14 protein-coding genes and 1 pseudogene are annotated in these 15,557 nt (G+C 63.9%); 7 read left to right on the plus strand and 8 right to left on the minus strand.

The window, feature by feature from the left end; translation table 11 throughout:
• Window positions 1-42: 42 nt before the first annotated feature.
• The 6 genes and pseudogenes from FGU65_RS12975 to FGU65_RS13000 all read right to left on the minus strand — a co-directional run bounded on the left by FGU65_RS12975 (window position 43) and on the right by FGU65_RS13000 (window position 3,634).
• Window positions 43-1,074, minus strand: a complete 1,032-nt coding sequence (locus FGU65_RS12975) for a mechanosensitive ion channel family protein (RefSeq protein ID WP_301664916.1) — start codon at window positions 1,072-1,074, stop codon at window positions 43-45.
• 231 nt (window positions 1,075-1,305) lie between these two features.
• A complete protein-coding gene (locus tag FGU65_RS12980) occupies window positions 1,306-1,704 on the minus strand; it encodes a CorA family divalent cation transporter (protein ID WP_301664955.1) in 399 nt (132 codons plus the stop codon).
• Window positions 1,705-1,817: 113 nt separating this feature from the next.
• Window positions 1,818-2,075 (minus strand): annotated as a pseudogene (locus tag FGU65_RS12985) (hypothetical protein); the annotation flags it as partial.
• Entirely contained in the window at window positions 2,072-3,058 is a 987-nt protein-coding gene (locus FGU65_RS12990) for a mechanosensitive ion channel family protein (protein ID WP_301664917.1), read from the minus strand. The pseudogene FGU65_RS12985 and the gene FGU65_RS12990, both read right to left, overlap by 4 nt.
• Window positions 3,059-3,061: 3 nt before the next feature.
• A complete protein-coding gene (locus FGU65_RS12995; RefSeq protein WP_301664918.1) occupies window positions 3,062-3,295 on the minus strand; it encodes a DUF5654 family protein in 234 nt (77 codons plus the stop codon).
• Window positions 3,296-3,382: 87 nt separating this feature from the next.
• Window positions 3,383-3,634: a DUF5654 family protein gene (locus tag FGU65_RS13000; protein ID WP_301664919.1), complete on the minus strand. Its 252-nt coding sequence runs from the start codon at window positions 3,632-3,634 to the stop codon at window positions 3,383-3,385.
• Between the two features lie 113 nt (window positions 3,635-3,747).
• Between FGU65_RS13000 and FGU65_RS13005 the strand changes: the two genes are divergently transcribed.
• The 5 genes from FGU65_RS13005 (at window position 3,748) to FGU65_RS13025 (ending at window position 9,743) form a co-directional block, all read left to right on the plus strand.
• Window positions 3,748-5,760, plus strand: a complete 2,013-nt coding sequence (locus tag FGU65_RS13005; RefSeq protein ID WP_301664956.1) for an ATP-dependent DNA helicase — start codon at window positions 3,748-3,750, stop codon at window positions 5,758-5,760.
• Entirely contained in the window at window positions 5,751-6,206 is a 456-nt protein-coding gene (locus FGU65_RS13010; RefSeq protein WP_301664920.1) for a methylated-DNA--[protein]-cysteine S-methyltransferase, read from the plus strand. The genes FGU65_RS13005 and FGU65_RS13010 overlap by 10 nt, the downstream gene beginning before the upstream one ends.
• Window positions 6,207-6,239: 33 nt before the next feature.
• Complete coding sequence (locus tag FGU65_RS13015) at window positions 6,240-7,163, plus strand: ketopantoate reductase family protein (protein WP_437344452.1); 924 nt, start codon at window positions 6,240-6,242, stop codon at window positions 7,161-7,163.
• 4 nt (window positions 7,164-7,167) lie between these two features.
• Window positions 7,168-7,776 (plus strand): molybdenum cofactor guanylyltransferase, encoded by a 609-nt coding sequence (gene mobA / locus FGU65_RS13020; protein ID WP_301664922.1) that lies wholly within the window; start codon window positions 7,168-7,170, stop codon window positions 7,774-7,776.
• A gap of 770 nt (window positions 7,777-8,546) precedes the next feature.
• Entirely contained in the window at window positions 8,547-9,743 is a 1,197-nt protein-coding gene (locus FGU65_RS13025) for a WD40 repeat domain-containing protein (protein ID WP_301664923.1), read from the plus strand.
• 648 nt (window positions 9,744-10,391) lie between these two features.
• Here the strand turns inward: FGU65_RS13025 and FGU65_RS13030 are convergent.
• Both FGU65_RS13030 and FGU65_RS13035 read right to left on the minus strand, forming a co-directional pair.
• Window positions 10,392-11,156: a dihydroorotate dehydrogenase electron transfer subunit gene (locus tag FGU65_RS13030; RefSeq protein WP_301664924.1), complete on the minus strand. Its 765-nt coding sequence runs from the start codon at window positions 11,154-11,156 to the stop codon at window positions 10,392-10,394.
• A complete protein-coding gene (locus FGU65_RS13035) occupies window positions 11,149-12,036 on the minus strand; it encodes a dihydroorotate dehydrogenase (RefSeq protein WP_301664925.1) in 888 nt (295 codons plus the stop codon). Before FGU65_RS13035 ends, FGU65_RS13030 begins: the two co-directional genes overlap by 8 nt.
• Before the next feature lie 210 nt (window positions 12,037-12,246).
• Here FGU65_RS13035 and FGU65_RS13040 point away from each other — a divergent pair, with 210 nt between their 5' ends.
• Both FGU65_RS13040 and FGU65_RS13045 read left to right on the plus strand, forming a co-directional pair.
• A complete protein-coding gene (locus tag FGU65_RS13040; RefSeq protein WP_301664926.1) occupies window positions 12,247-13,113 on the plus strand; it encodes a malate dehydrogenase in 867 nt (288 codons plus the stop codon).
• The gene (locus tag FGU65_RS13045; RefSeq protein ID WP_301664927.1) at window positions 13,106-15,556 is read left to right on the plus strand and encodes a DNA-directed DNA polymerase; all 2,451 of its coding nucleotides are present in this window, start codon (window positions 13,106-13,108) and stop codon (window positions 15,554-15,556) included. Before FGU65_RS13040 ends, FGU65_RS13045 begins: the two co-directional genes overlap by 8 nt.
• The last annotated feature ends 1 nt before the right edge of the window (window position 15,557 follow it).

Genomic DNA, 15,557 nt, shown 5'->3' on the forward strand with positions numbered 1-15,557 from the left:
TTGATCAGACGGGTACGCCGGGAGCGGGTATAAATCTCCCCGTCACCGTATCCGCCAGGTGCTCGGGTGCGTCCGGCGCCCCGCTCCTGCCCTGCCCTCGACCGTCGTCTCGGTATTGATCCCGAGGCTGACCGGCGCTGCGATCGTGATATCGTCGGTCTGCTCGATGGCGCGGAGGATCTTGCGGGTCAGGTCGTCGCGGGTGAGCCGCACCATCCGTGCGTCGGTGACGTACCGGATGTCGAAGGTGATCCAGCTCTCGGTCAGCGTCAGGTAGACCGAGGGTTCGACGACTTTTCGGGGCAGGTAGTAGCGGTCCCCGAGCTCCTCGATCTCGTCCTCCGCGCGGTCGGTGATCTCCCGGGTCTCCGCATCGACGATGGCAATCAAGGTCTCGATCGCGCTCTCCCAGTCGGAGTCGTAGGTGATGGGGATCGAGATCTCGTCCCAGATGAAGTCGTGGTCTTTGGTGAAGTTGGTCACCTCGCTTGTCAGGACTGCGCCGTTCGGGATGGTGACAATCCGCCCCGTCGGCTGCTCGCCCATCACCTGGTGGGCGTGGATCTCAAAGACGGTCGTGGTAAAGATCCCGATGTCGATGACGTCTCCCTCCCGCTCATTGATCTCGATCCGGTCGCCGACTGCGTAGATCCCATAGAGGACGATCAGAATGCCGCCGACGAAGCTCCTGAAGAGGTCCTGCAGGGCGACGGCTATCCCTGCGCCGATGATGCCGTAGGCGACAAAGATGTAGTTGGTGTCGATCCAGATCCGGACGACGACGGCAGCGATGACGACAACGTTCAGGACCGAGAGCGCACGGTTCAGCGAGTAGCGGGTGCTGCTCTCGCGGATCCGCCGGGTTGCGATGAAGTGCGCCAGGGCAAAGAGAGCGTAGATGACGGTGATAGCAAAGAACGTCTGGAAGAGTTTTTGGAGCGAGATGTCGGGGAAGATCTGATCGGCGAACCAGAACGAGGCCGTCAGCAGGACCAGAAGAGTGAGGACGACGGCCTCCCTCGCTATGCCGTTCTGTCTCTCCCGGATGGCGGGAGGCGACTCCCTCTTCTCCATACTGCAGATCACCCCTGCCCGGTAACGGTTCCCCTGTTCAACCCTGCGGAGGAAGGGCAGCCGTCAGGACGATACATACGCACTGCTCTACATAGTTCTTTCCCGGGGCATGCTGCGGTGGACTCTCTGCCGATGCCCGGATGTGGCTACAGCATTCCCGGAGGGAGGACCGGGGAGAGGGCGTTGCCCCTACGGTTTCTCAACGGGATGCGGCCGTGGAGGCCTGCTGCCTCAAAGCCACCGCTTCCGCCGGAACCAGGCAAGCATCGCAATGCTGATCGTCGCCATGCCGGCCACTGTATCCCGGTAGGTCTCCACCGTCTCCGCCACCTGGACGGTATGGTCGTAGATGTCCCGGAGGTAGACCTGCATCGCTTTTTGGACCAGGGGCGACTCTCCGCGTTCGAGGGCGCTCACCACCTCCCGGAGCGGCCAGACCGAGCGGCGCAGGTCTATCACCTCCCGCCTTGCCGCATAGATCGCAGGGAGCGTCTCTGTATCCGCGGATCCGAGCACCTCCTCTTCGAGCGCCTCCAGCGCGTCCCCAAGCTCCTCGAGCACCTGGAAGTAGCCGTCGACCACGGCGTCGAGCAGGGCGTAGGTGAGATGATCCGCCCCCTCTTTTCGGATACGCCCCTTGCCGAGCCGGAGCCGCTCCCGGACAGGCTCGAAGACGTCCCTGCCTGCTCCTGGAACGAGAGAACGAACGAGGCGCCGAGGACGAGACTCACCTGTTCGTTCCTGACGGTGCCGTCCTCGTAGCGGAGCATCCTGACAACGATGTAGACGTAGTCCTCGTACTCCTCGATCTTCGGCCGCTGCCGCGTGTTGACGATATCCTCCTGCGTCAGGGGATGGAGCCCGCCCCATTCGCCGATCGCCCGGACGATCCCGGTCTCGTGGAGGCCATTGGCGTTGATCCAGGTCGTATAGCGCCCGTCCGGGAGGTCGCCGGCGGGAGCCCCTGCTTTGCGGATACGCCGCGCAGCCTGGACAATCACGACGCCCCCTCAAAGGGGCCGCCCTCGTAGACGATGATGTTCTCGGTGGCGATGGCGATCTGGTCGTTCTCTTCGACCGCCTCCAGCAGTTTCTGCGAGAGGGTGTCCTTCAGGACCCGGCGCGTCCGTACCTCGGTGACGTAGCGGACAGTGAAGGTGATCCAGTTGTCGGTGAGCGTCAGGTAGACCGAGGGCTCGACGACCTTCTTCGGGAGATAGTACTTCTCGCCGATCCGGGCGATCTCACGTTCCGCCAGCGCGGTGATCCCGGCGGTCTCGCGGGTGACGATCTCAAGAAAGAGATCCCTCGCCAGTCTCCAGTCCGTATCGTAGGTGATGGGGATGGCGATCTCGTCCCAGATGAAGGAGTGATCTTTGGTGGAGTTGAAGACCTGGGAGCCGAGGACGGTGCCGTTCGGCACCGTCACGAGGCGTCCTGTCGGCTGGTCGCCCTCCACGCCCTGCGCATGGATCTCGAGGAGCGTGGTATTGAGAATCCCGATGTCCATCACGTCTCCACGCGTCTCCTCGAGCTCGACCCGGTCGCCGATGCTGTAGATCCGGGAGATGAAGACCTGGATGCCCCCGACAAAGTTCTTGAAGAGGTCCTGCAGGGCGATGGCGATCCCGGCGCCGATGATGCCGTAGGCGACGAAGATGTAGTTGGTGTCGATCCAGATCCGTACCGCGACGGCGGCGATGACGATGTAGTAGAGTACTGAAAGGGTGCGCGTGAAGGAGTAGCGGGTCTTGGGCTCCCGGATCTGGCGGAGGATGATCCTCCTGATGGCGGTGAAGACGAGGTAGATGATCGTTACGCCGAGGAACGTGAGGTAGAGCTTTTCAAGGGAGATATCGGGGAAGATCTGGTCGGCGAACCAGAACGAGGCCGTCAGGCCTGCGAGAAGCGCGGTGCTGATCAGCACTCTGGCGGTATCCCGCATCGCCGCGTTCCGCTGCTTCGGAGTATCGTCGCCGTCCATACCTCATGCCCTGTCTTTCGCCCGTGCGGCCGCCCGGCCGATCCAGATGGTTGCAATGACGGCGATGATCGTCACGAAGATAGCATAGACGAGCATTGCCGGGATGGTCTCCTGCTGCCCGAAGTATTCTCTGAATATCGCCTGGATGGCCGAGTTCCATGCCAGTGCGGCGACGAGGCCGAATGCTGCCGTGATGAGCGCAGCCAGTTTGTCGATGACATCTTCGCGAAGCGGCATTGGAGCCTCACTGATATCCGGGTATCGCCGCCGGAGTTTAAAAACTCCTCGAAAAGAAAAGGTGAATGCCTCCGGAACGTGCGACGGCTATCCCCTCTTCTCCGCTGCTTCGCGTGCCCGTGCGCGTGCGGCCGCCCTCCCGATCAGGATCGTCGCGATGACGGCGACGATCGTGACGGTGACGGCATATGCGAGCAGCGCCGGGATCTCGCTCTGCTCCCCGAAGACCTCCGTGAATATTGCCTGAATCGCTCCGTTCCAGGCAAGCGCGGCGACCAGCCCGAAGGCTGCGGTGATTAGGTCAGACATCTTATCGACGATCTCTCCCTGCAGTGCCACCTCTGACACCTCCGGGGAGGGATACCGCCGTCCGGTATTTAAGCATACCCTTCAGTTTCGCGGTCTGCGGCATACCCATAAGAAACAAGCCTTCAGACGACGAATAGTTGATGATGGATACCCTCGACGACTGGTTCCCGTACGACCGCTACCGCCCCCATCAGCGGGAGATGCTCGAGCTCGCTGCAGCCTGCGCCCGGGAGGGTGGGATCGCGATGATCGACGCTCCCACCGGCAGCGGCAAATCGAGCGTCGTCTCCGCGCTCCTCGCCGAGAGCAGTGGCCGGAAGGTGATCGTCGCGGTAAGAACCGTCAGTCAGCTCACCACGTTTCTGCGCGAACTTGGCATGGTCCGCGACCGGCGGGGCGGCGCGCTGAAGTTTGCCTACCTGGTCGGCAAAGGGAGCATGTGCCCCCTCGGCGGGGAAGGCGACGTCTACCGGCGGTGCGAGGGGGTGAAGGCCTTCTCGACCGCCCTGATGCGGGAGCGGGCGCAGAAGGGCTCCCTCATCCCGGCGAACGACCGGCAGATCCGCCAGCAGATCCGCAAAATGGACACCGAGCACCCGCTCATCTGCCCCTACTTCATCCACGCCAAGTCCTATATCGAGCCCGAGGACGCGGGGCTGCGGCAGATCCCCTCCGCAGCGCTGCGGGTCAGGGCCGAGCGGCTCCGGAACGAGGTGATCCTGCCCGAGCAGCTCGCGAAGTTCTGCGGCGACATCTGCCCCTACGAGACGATGATGCACGCCGCCCGGGAGGCGGACGTCATCGTCGTGAACTTTCACCACCTCTTCGACGACGCCATCAGAGAGCAGCTCTACCAGTCGCTGGAGATCGACGGCGGCGCAGCCCTCCTCCTGATCGACGAGGCCCACAACTGCGGCGAGGTCGTCCAGAGCATCGAGAGCGTCGGCCTCTCCGAGCGGGACATCGAACAGGCCGGCCACGAGCTCGCGCACCAGCGCAAGGCGAGCCGGGAGGCGGATGCCATACGAAACCTCCTCCCTCCGGTCGCCCGGTTCATGGAGATGCTCAAAGGTTCCCAGGAGACGGAGGACTGGTTCGACCCCGCCATCTTCCAGCGGATGATCATGAAGGAATCGCTCTACCAGAGCATGGAGGCGATCGTCGACGACCTCCTCAAGATCAGCGAAGGGATCCGCGAGCAGAATATCAAGGCAGGGGAGTTCCGTGAGAGCGCGATCGAACGGCTCTGCGAGTTCTTCTACCGGATATTCCGGTCGGCGGCCGATCGTGCATACCTCACCGTCTACCGCAAAGACGACGACGGGAACGTCGCGCTCGAGGTGCGCAACATCGACCCGAGCACCAAACTCCAGGAGATCGCGCAGGCGCACGCAGCCTGTGTCCTCATCTCGGGAACCCTCTCGCCGATCGAGAGTTACCGCCGCTACTACTTCGGCGACCTTGCCGTCCGGACGCTCTCGCTCCCGAACGCCTTCCCGGCCGAAAACCGGCTCATCCTCTGCGCAAACGACATCACCACCGCCTACTCGATGCGCCGCGACCCGCAGAACCTCGCCCGGCTGGACGCCACCATCCGGGCGTTCGCCACGCTTCCCGGGAACCTGGCGATATACTTCCCTTCCTACGATCTGCTCAACACCTTCGCAGAACGGTCTGCAAAGGCTGTCCGGGGCAAGCAGGTCTTTATCGAGCCGAAGAACACGGCAGAAGCGAACGTCGCCCTTCGGGAGTTTCTCTCGCTCCCCGGTCAGCGGCGTTCCGGGATCCTCTTCGCCGTCTGCGGGGGCAAGTGGAGCGAGGGGCTCGATTACCGGGGCGAGATGCTCTCCGGAGCCCTGGTCATCGGCCTGCCCCTGGCGCCCTTCAACCGCGTCCGCCGGATGGTGATCGAGTACTTCCGGATGAAGTTTCCGGAGGAGGGTGAGTTCATCAGTTATACCCTGCCCGCGATCAACCGTGCTCTGCAGGCGCTCGGTCGGGTGCTGCGGACGCCCGAGGACCGGGGTGTGCTGGTGCTCGGGGAGAAGCGGTTCCTGGAACCGCGGGTGAAGGGCGGTCTCCCGCCCTGGATGCAGGAGGAGATGCGTGCATGCGACAGCGATGCACTCACGCGGGCGGTCCGGGCATGGAAGTGATCACCGGCTCCTGCCGGCTGGGTCTCTGGTTCGTGCATGCCGCATGGGGCGGGAACCGGGTCTACCGCGTCCGCTTTGCCCGGGAAGGGCTGCCCGGCGGCGATGTGCCGGTGCCGCTCCGCCGCTACTGCGCAGGGATGCGTGAGGATCTCACCACCCTTGAAAGCCCGGCCACCGAGGCCGATACTGTCACCGCGGCGGTCTACCGGGCGGTGCGGCGTGTCCCCTACGGCGAGACCGCCACCTACGGCGAGATCGCCGCGCTTGTCGGGACGGCTCCGCGTGTCGTCGGGATGGCGATGGCGCACAACCCGACGCCGCTCGTCATCCCCTGCCACCGCATCGTCGCCAGGGACGGTATCGGCGGGTTTTCACCGGAGCTTGCGATCAAGGAGCACCTGCTGGCGATGGAACGGGAGAATGCCCGAAAAAATAGGAGAGTTTAACAGTATTTCTTTACAAAGTGATAGGAGTAAATGGTGCGAGTCGTAATCCTGGGTGCCGGAGCGGTAGGGCTCACCGTGGCCGCAAAACTCTCGACGGTCTGTGACGTCCACGCCGTCTGCCGCAGGCGGCATGCCGATGCCGTCCGGGAGCGGGGATTTCTGATGACCGGCATATGGGGTGAGGGCACCTGCCGGTTCGCCTGCTCTGAGTCTCTCCCTGACGGGGAGGCTGCGGACTACTATATCATCACTGCCAAGTCCACCGATACGGAAACGATCTGCAGGGAGTACGCCGATGCTCTCTGCGGCCGTGAGGTGGTCAGCCTCCAGAACGGCATCGGCAACGAGGAGATCATCGCCCGGTATACCGACCGGGTCATCGGCGGCATGATCATCACCGGGTTCGAGTGGCGCGGAGACGGAGCGGTGCACGTCTCGGTGGAGGCGGCGCCGATGAAGCTCGGGCGGTTCCCGGGCGGCCTCGACGGACCGGTCGAGCGGCTCGTCAGCCTCATCAGGGATGCAGGGATGAATGTCGAGGCGACCGATGCAATCCGGAGCGACCTCTGGTCGAAGACCCTCTACAACTGCGCACTCAATCCGCTCGGGGCGCTTACGGGCGTCCCGTACGGCAGTCTTGCGGACCCGCACGCCTGGCGGATCGTCGCCGGGATCGTCTGCGAGGCCTTCCGGGTGGCGGAGGCGGAGGGTGTCCGACTCCCCTGGAATGCGGCCGATGACTACCTCTCCTATCTCCGTGATGTCCAGCTCCCGGCGACGGCGGCGCACCACTCCTCGATGCTCCAGGACCTGCGGGCCGGGAGGAAGACCGAGATCGACTTTCTGAACGGCGCAGTGATTGCGCGCGGCACCCGGCACGGCATCCCGGTGCCGTATAACATCTGCATCACCGAGCAGATCCGGTTCCGCGAAAGGCTCGGGCAGGGAGGGGGGTAAGGACGTGCGGTCGGCGGTCGTTCTCGTCGGAGGTATGGCACGGCGTGCCGGCGGTCGGGAGAAGTACTTCTTCACCTTCCGCGGCAAGACGTTCATCGATACCCTGCTCGATACCCTGCGGGACGTGGTGGACGAGATCGTGGTTGTCGCCCGCGACCCCGATCAGTGCGACCGGTTCTCGCACATCGACGATATCCGGTGCATCTGCGATGAGCGGCCGGGTCTCGGGCCTATCGGGGGGCTGCACGCCGGCTCTCACGCAGTGCACGGGGATCTGCTCTTCGTTGCTGCCTGCGATATGCCCTGCATCAGCCGGGAGGTTATCCGGCTGCTCTTCGACTTTGCCGACGACTACGATGCGGTCATTCCCTGCTGGAACCGGGATATGCTCGAACCGCTGCATGCCGTCTACCGGCGGACTGCGCTGATCGAGTACCTGAACGAACACGACTCTCTCTCGCTCCGGACGATGGTGAAGAACCTCAACACCCGCTACGTGACGATGGACGAGATCCGGCGTCTCGATCCGAACCTCCGGACGTTCACCAACATCAACAAGCTCGAGGATCTCGGGGAGTTCACCCGGGTCGTCAGCGATCGGCAGGACGTTTGAGACCCGCCGGTTCCTGTTTTTCTTTTGAGGTTATCCCAATACTCTCTGGCAGGAGGGGGGCTGGGACACATATACGCTACCGTACCCTCTGGGTGCACCGAAATTCCTGTTGCTATCGGCGGGGTTCAGGCACTTGATGCGGTGCCATCTCTTGCTCCGGATGGCCGCAATCCGGGATATTCGGGGGCACGGCTTTCCCCTGGGTATCGCCATGACTGCCCCCCCGCCCTTGGGGGAGGGGAATATCCCTCCCTGTCAGCCCCCCCTGGCGATAGCCACCACGGTCCACGGCATAGGACATGCGTGAGAAAAAAGGCCGAACTTCGGGAACCGGCCAGGTCCGGCACCAATCTCGTCAGGGAAGAATGACAGCCGGAATAGAGCTTCGCCAGAGCCCGATACTGGAAATCGTCTCCCCATGGTATTTTTGTCATGAATGCGGGTTGGTGGGTGGCGTAATTTCGGTCGGATTCTCTGAGATCACGTATCAGGTATAGGATGGAGCACTACCGATTGCACCTCCACCCCCGGGTCGACCGGGTGTGGCGGTATACGACCTGTCGAGCACCCGCACGACGAGAGTAGTTCTCCTCCGGAACGCTGCCGCCTCTCCGGCAGGCACAGAAAAAGCACCCCGGAAAAGGTACTGCCCCGGGAGCGGACGCCGGATGGCGATCCGTATCCCCTGAGTGGCGGTCTCCGCCCCGCCGCAACTATTAAATAGAGTATCGTTCAGTCTCTGGCACATGACTGTGGGGGAACAATCTTCAGTGCACAAAATTCCCGGCCCGGGCGTAGTTGGGCTCCAGCCGGACAGAGCGGTGCAGTATCCGCCCCGGGATCCCCGGAGGCTCCGGGGCCGCGGTCTTCTCTGCGCCGTCCTGGTGATCGGCGTGCTGCTCCTCTGCGGGACCGCCTCCGCGCAGGAAGAAGAGTACGGCCGGCTCTGGACGCAGAATCTCACGGCTCCCGTATCGGGGATGGGCATATCGCTTGACGGTTCGACGATCGCCGTCGGCGCCGGAACCACCCTCTCTCTCTTTGACAAGAACGGACACGAGATCTGGTCGCAGCCGATCGGCGGCACGATTCAGGGGGTAGGCCTCTCACCGGAGGGCTCCTACGTGGGCGTTGCTGCGGACAAGCTCTACCTCTTCGACCGTGAAGGGAACCTGCTCTGGATCGACAAGGCCAATAACTTCCCGTATCACGACGTGGCCATCTCCTCGAATGCGTCCCATGTTGCCGGCGCATGCGACGACGACACCGTCTATGTCTTTACCCGGGAGCACGAAGCACTCTGGGATGCCTCGGTCGGTTCGGACTGCTACGGGATAGCCATCTCGAACGACGGCAGGTTCATCGCGATCGGGTGCGGCGATCAGGGTGTCTATCTTCTCCTCAACGGCGAGGGTGAACTCTGGAGGTACGGCACCGGAAAGAAGGTGGGAAGCATCGGCATGTCCCCGACCGGCGGGTATATCGCCGCAGGCTCCCACGACCGGTGCGTCTACCTCTCCACGCGGGGCGGCGACCATCTCTGGAAGTATCCGACCGCCTCCCCCATCCGGGGAGTTGCGGTCGCCTCGAATCAGGGCGGGGTCGTCGCCGGCTCGGGCGAGACCCTGTACCTCTTCAGCACCGAGGGGAACGTCACCTGGCAGCAGCGGCTCGGCTGTGTGATCGAGGACGTTGAGATATCCGCCGACGGCTCGGTGATCGTCGTCGGCACCGGCACCGGGGGATACAGCCTGTGCCTCTTCACAAACGATCAGAAGCTCCTCGGCCGAAATGCTCCCGACGTTCCGGAAGATAACGAGACCGCCGAGGCGGCCAACGCCACCCCTTCGCCCGCCGCAGGCGTGAACGCATCTGCCGGTGCATCGGGTGACGGCGGCATGCTCGCCTGGCTGGACAGCCTCTTCTCCATTCTCTTCAACCGCCCGCCCGGAGAGTTCTCGGGGTGACGGAGAGCCACTCTCCGGTCTCCACCTCCCCATGACGGTTCCTCTTGTGGTTTACGGTGCCCGCACTGGTGGCATCGGTGAAATATCGCGAGCAGGAGCAGTACCCGGGCTGTCGCAAGGGGGGAAGGTGCGGGAGGGGGCTTGCTCCCATGAGCGCTAACTCACTCTATGGGTGCACCGAAATTCCTGGTGCTATCGGCGGGGTTCAGGCACGTGATGCGGTGCCATCTCTTGCTCCGGATGGCCGCAATCCGGGATATTCGGGGGCACGGCGTTCCCCTGGGTATCGCCATGACTGCCCCCGCCCCTTGAGGGGCAGGGTTGATGCTGTCTGTGGATCTTTGCGGGAGACAGGGGAGGGGAAAACCTCGCCCCGGGGGGCGCTTAGCCGCCACGGTCCACGGCATGGGGAGACGCCCGGAAAAAGCCCGGTCAGGGGAAGAACGCGGTATACGCGCAAATCCCCGTATCGAAGGGTGGCGCGTATGGGACTTGCCCCCTCCTGCCGGCGCGTCTCCGGACAACCTCGCGATCCCGGAGCGCTGTGAAAGTGATGTTCCGGAAAAGAACCGCAGGCACCTGTCAGCAGGAAGATGCTGCCGGCATCGGTTTTTGACGTGTGGGTTGCCGGATCCGATCTGCAGCGGATCAGAGGGGCTTTCTCCGGCCGCTCGCGTCCCGCGTATAGCGGCCGAGTTCGCTTGCGAGCAGGCGGTCGCCGGTGAAGACGGGCCCGTCGCGGCAGACCCGCAGCCCGTCCGGGTCGATGCAGCACGAACCGCAGATCCCGATACCGCACTTCATGTAGCGGTGAAGCGCAAACTGTCCGCGCTCGGCGCATCCTTCACGATCGAGGATCGAAAGGACCGCGCGCATCATCCCTTCAGGTCCGCAGACGCAGATATGGTCGAAGTCGACCGGGTCGACCCGCTCGAGGAGATGCGTGACGAACCCGTGGTGTCCGGCCGACCCGTCGTCGGTGGCGGTAACGAGGGTGCAGGCCTCGCCGAGCCGGTCGGCGAAGAGGAGATCTGCAGCCGTCCGTGCACCGAGCAGGAAGATCTCGACCGAGCCTGCGGCTGCCAGCGGGTAGAGCGGCGCCACGCCGACGCCGCCGCCGACGGCGAGGGTTCTGCCGGTGACGGCAAAGCCGTTCCCGAACGGGCCGCGGATCCCGATTTGATCGCCGACGGCAAGGTTGAAGAGCGCTGCGGTAGCTTCCCCCACCCGCTGCACGGTGATGGCGTTTTCAGCAGAGAGCGCCATCGGAACCTCGTCGACGCCCGGCACCCAGACCATCACGAACTGTCCGGGGGTAAAGGGGATCGCGAGATCGAACGTAAACGTCCGTATTGACGGGCTCTCTTCGGTGATGCGGGTGATCCGGGCACCCATGGGCATCTGTTCACGCATGGGCGCACCCCACGATCTCCTGCGGCTCGATGCCGTCCGGCGAGTAGAGGTCCGCAGCGATTGTGCCGAATATGCCGACATCGCCCTGGACTGCGCTGCCGATCTCGACGGCGCTTGCCCCCGCCATCATCATCTCCACGACGTTGTCTGCCGACGCGACGCCGCCGCACCCGACGATCGGCACCGAGCATGCCTCATAGAGGTCGTAGACGCACCGGACGGCGATCGGGAAGATTGCGGGGCCCGAGAGGCCGCCGAACCGGTTTCCAAGGACCGGCCGGCGGAGCGCCGTCGAGATCCGCATCGCCCTGACGGTGTTGATTGCGACGATGGCGGTCGCCCCGCCCCGTTCTGCGGCACGGCCGCAAGCGGCGATGTCGGTCACGTTCGGGGTGAGCTTGACCCAGGTGGGTAGATCGAGGCGGCTGACGGCGCGGGTGCATGCCTCGATCATGGCGGGGTCGCTCCCGAGCGCCGCACCGTAGCCCTCGGCGTGCGGGCAGCTGACGTTGAGCTCAAAGCCTGCTGCAGCCTGTGTGAACCATCCGGCGACGGTGGAGAACTCCTCCGGCGTTCCGCCGAAGATGCTGACGACCACGGGGCGGCCGCGGACGCGGTCGAGTTCCTGCACAAATTCCGACGACGGGTTCGGGAGACCCATGGCGTTCAGGACGCCCCCGTCGACCGTCACGACGCAGGGGCCGGCATGCCCCTCTTTCGGGACCGGGCCTATGGATTTGGTGACCACGCCGCCTGCGCCGGTGTCGAGGATGCGGGCGAGTGATGCGCCGGTTGTTCCGAGGACGCCCGCTGCGAGCAGGAGGTGGTTTCCGAGATCGACACCTCCGACCGTAACGGGGCCGGGTTTGAGCGTTACCATTGAAAAAGGGTTGGTGTTACGTATTATTATACTGTCGAGCCCATACTCTTCCGGAAAATACCTGCGCACCTGCAGCAGGCTCTCCTCCGGACGGCGTTTCTCCGCAGGGGGACCTCCGAGCGGGAGGGGTGCGCAGGCGGGAGCGGGAGAACCCTTCCGTCCGTAACGGATACTTCTTCGTTCCCGATACCCAACAGAATGGTGATTGCTATGACCAGCCTTGCAGTGATGGGAGTCGGGCGTGTCGGGGGAGAGGTCGCGTATCTTGCCGCGGTGCTCGGCCTCGTCGACGAGCTCGTCGTGTACGACGTCTACAAACCGCTTCTCCGTGCCCAGGTGCTCGATCTCGCGCATACGGGGCTTGATGTGGCCGTCAGTACGGATACGGAGGCGATGAAGACCGCCGACATCTTCGTCTTCGCTGCCGGCACCCCCAGAAGTCCGGACATCAAGACGCGGGCCGACCTGCTTGAGGCCAACCTCCCGGTGGTCAGGACCTGCTGCAGGCACCTGAAGAACTTCGCAGGGATCGCCATTACGATCACGAACCCCATGGACGTGAACAACTACGGCCTCTGGAAACTCATGGAGATCGAGCCGGGCCGCTGCATCGGGTTCGGCGGCCAGCTCGACAGCGCCCGGTTCGACTGGCTCCTCCACCGCGAGGGGCTCGCCGGCCCGGCATTTGTGCTCGGGGAGCACGGGGAGCACCAGGTGCCGGTCTTCTCCCGGACAGGCCTGCAGGTAGATCTCGAGCACAGGGAGGCGATCCTCGGCCGTCTCAGGAACGCGAGTATGGAGGTGATCGGGGGGAAGGGCGGCACGGTCTTCGGGCCGGCCTACCATGTCGTGCGCCTCATATCCGCCATCCTCGAAGACCGCCGCGAGGTTCTTCCCTGCTCCTGCATCGTCGACGGCGAATATGGCCTATCAGGCTGCTCCGTCGGGGTTCCCGCCAGGATCGGCCGTGAGGGGGTCGCCGCGATCGAGGAGTGGGACCTCGATCCCTGGGAGCAGGAGCGGATGAACGCCGCCGGAGATTTCATCCGCGAGCTTGCACGGAGGTTTGATGACTGAGGGCACGCTCGCGGATGAGCGCTCGCGCGATCTCGCAGGCTCCCTGGTTCTGGGGGCGCGAACCGGCATCGGCATCCACCAGGTGGAGTACAGCGTCGGCGCCGAGGGGCCGGTCATCCACATCTTCGGCCGGGACCTGACCGGGAACGCCGTCCGGCTCGACGTAACGGGGTTTCAACCCTACTTCTACGCGCCGGTCGATCAGGTGGACGGCCGCAGCCACCCCGCATCGGTGGAGGTCGAAGAAGGAACGGTCTACCGCTCCATCAGGGGGCGGCCGCTCCGCCGCCTCTATACGCGCCGCCCGAGCGATGTCCGGGACGTGCGTGAGGGCTACGAGCACTACGAGGCGGATATCCCGTTTGCGACCCGGTTCATGATCGACCGCGGGCTGACCGGCGGTGTCGAGGCGCCCGCCGAACCGGTTGTGGACTACCGCTCGCTAAAACCGGTCGACCTGCCGGCGCCCGCCCGGCTCTGCATCATGGATATCGAGTGCGAGGACGAACGCGGGTTTCCGGAACCCGAGCGCGACGCCATCATCAGCATCACCTGCTGGGACTCGTTCGACGACGAGTACGTGACGCTGATCTGGACGCCCGGTTTCCGGGCGGACGGCCCCGGCGAGTTCGCACCCGAGCTCTGCACGAACGAGCAGCATATGGTCTTCCGGTTCGCCGACGAGAGATCCATGCTCCTGGCGCTTGTCGCCTACATCCGGTCGCACGACCCGGATGTTCTCTCCGGCTGGAACTTCGTGGACTTCGATATCCCCTACCTTTTAAAGAGGATGGAGACTCTCGGGATGCGCACCGACGAGCTCTCCCGGCTCCCCGGGCAGACGGAGCGAAACGCCCTGCGCGGCCGGGCGGTCTTCGACCTCCTCAGTGCCTACAAGAAGATGCACCAGGCGCAGAAGGAATCGTACCGCCTTGACGCCATCGCAGAGGAGGAACTCGGCGTCCGGAAGGTCCGCTACACCGGGACGCTCTCGGCGCTCTGGAGGGACGACCCCGCCCGGCTCGTGGAGTACAACTGCCGCGACGTCGAACTCTGCGTCGGGATCGACAAAAAGAACAATATCGTCGGTTTCTACCGCGAGATCGCCCGTTACGTCGGCTGCCCGCTCGACCGGACGCTCAACTCCTCGAACGTCGTCGACATCTTTGTCCTGCGCAAGGCGTCGGGAACGTTCATCCTTCCGTCGAAAGGGTTTGCAGCAGGAGACGAGTTCGAGGGCGCGACGGTCTTTGAGCCCGCGTCCGGGGTTCGGGAGAACGTTGTGGTGCTCGACTTAAAGAGCCTCTACCCGATGGCGATGATGACCATCAACGCCTCTCCCGAGACGAAAGACCCTGCCGGGGAACTCCGGGCGCCGAGCGGTATCCGCTTTAAGCGCCAGCCCGACGGGCTGACGCGGAGCATCATCGCCGATCTCCTCACCGAGCGCGACCAGAAGAAGGATCTGCGCAACACCTTTCCGTTCGGCTCGCCCGAGTACGTCCTCTACGACCTGCAGCAGAACGTGCTGAAGGTGATCATGAACACCTACTACGGTGTCTCGGGCTACGCCCGGTTCCGCCTCTACGACCGCGAGATCGGGTCGGCGGTCACCTCAGTCGGACGGGCGATCATCCAGCATACACGGGACACCATCACCGCGATGGGCTACACGGTTCTCTACGGCGACACCGACTCCTGTATGGTGCAGGTGCCTGAGGGCGGCCTTGCAGAGACGATCCGTGCTGCACGAGCGATAGAGGAGCGGCTGAACGCAGGTTACGCCGACTTCGCCCGGAACGTCCTGAACGCCGACACCCACTACTTCTCCATCAAGTTCGAGAAGGTCTACCGGCGGTTCTTCCAGGCCGGAAAGAAGAAGCGTTACGCCGGGCACCTCGTCTGGAAGGAGGGAAAAGACGTCGACCAGGTCGATGTGGTGGGCTTTGAGATCCGCCGCTCCGACTCGCCCCAGATCACCCGGGAGGTGCAGCGGAGCGTGATCGAGATGATCCTCAAGGGCGACGATTTTGCGGACGTGCGTGCGTATCTCCGCGACGTCATCCGGAAGTACCGAAAAGGGGAGTACTCCCTCGACGTGGCGGGAATCCCGGGCGGCATCGGCAAGAATCTCGATGCCTACGAGAACGACGATGCCCAGATCCGGGGTGCGAAGTACGCAAACGAGTTCCTCGGCACCGACTTCAAGCGCGGCAGCAAGCCAAAGCGGATCTACATCAAGAACGTGACCGCGAAGTACCCGCGGACCGACGTCGTCTGCTTCGAGTATGCCGATCAGGTCCCGCCGGAGTTCGTCGTCGACTGGGAGACGATGCTTGAAAAGACCTTAAAAGGCCCTATATCCCGTATCATCGAGCCGCTCGGCTGGGGATGGCACGATGTCGACCCGTCACGGACGACGCTCTTTGAATTCGGCCTGTGAC

Source organism: Methanoculleus frigidifontis, from assembly GCF_030464345.1.
Taxonomy (GTDB): domain Archaea; phylum Halobacteriota; class Methanomicrobia; order Methanomicrobiales; family Methanoculleaceae; genus Methanoculleus_A; species Methanoculleus_A frigidifontis.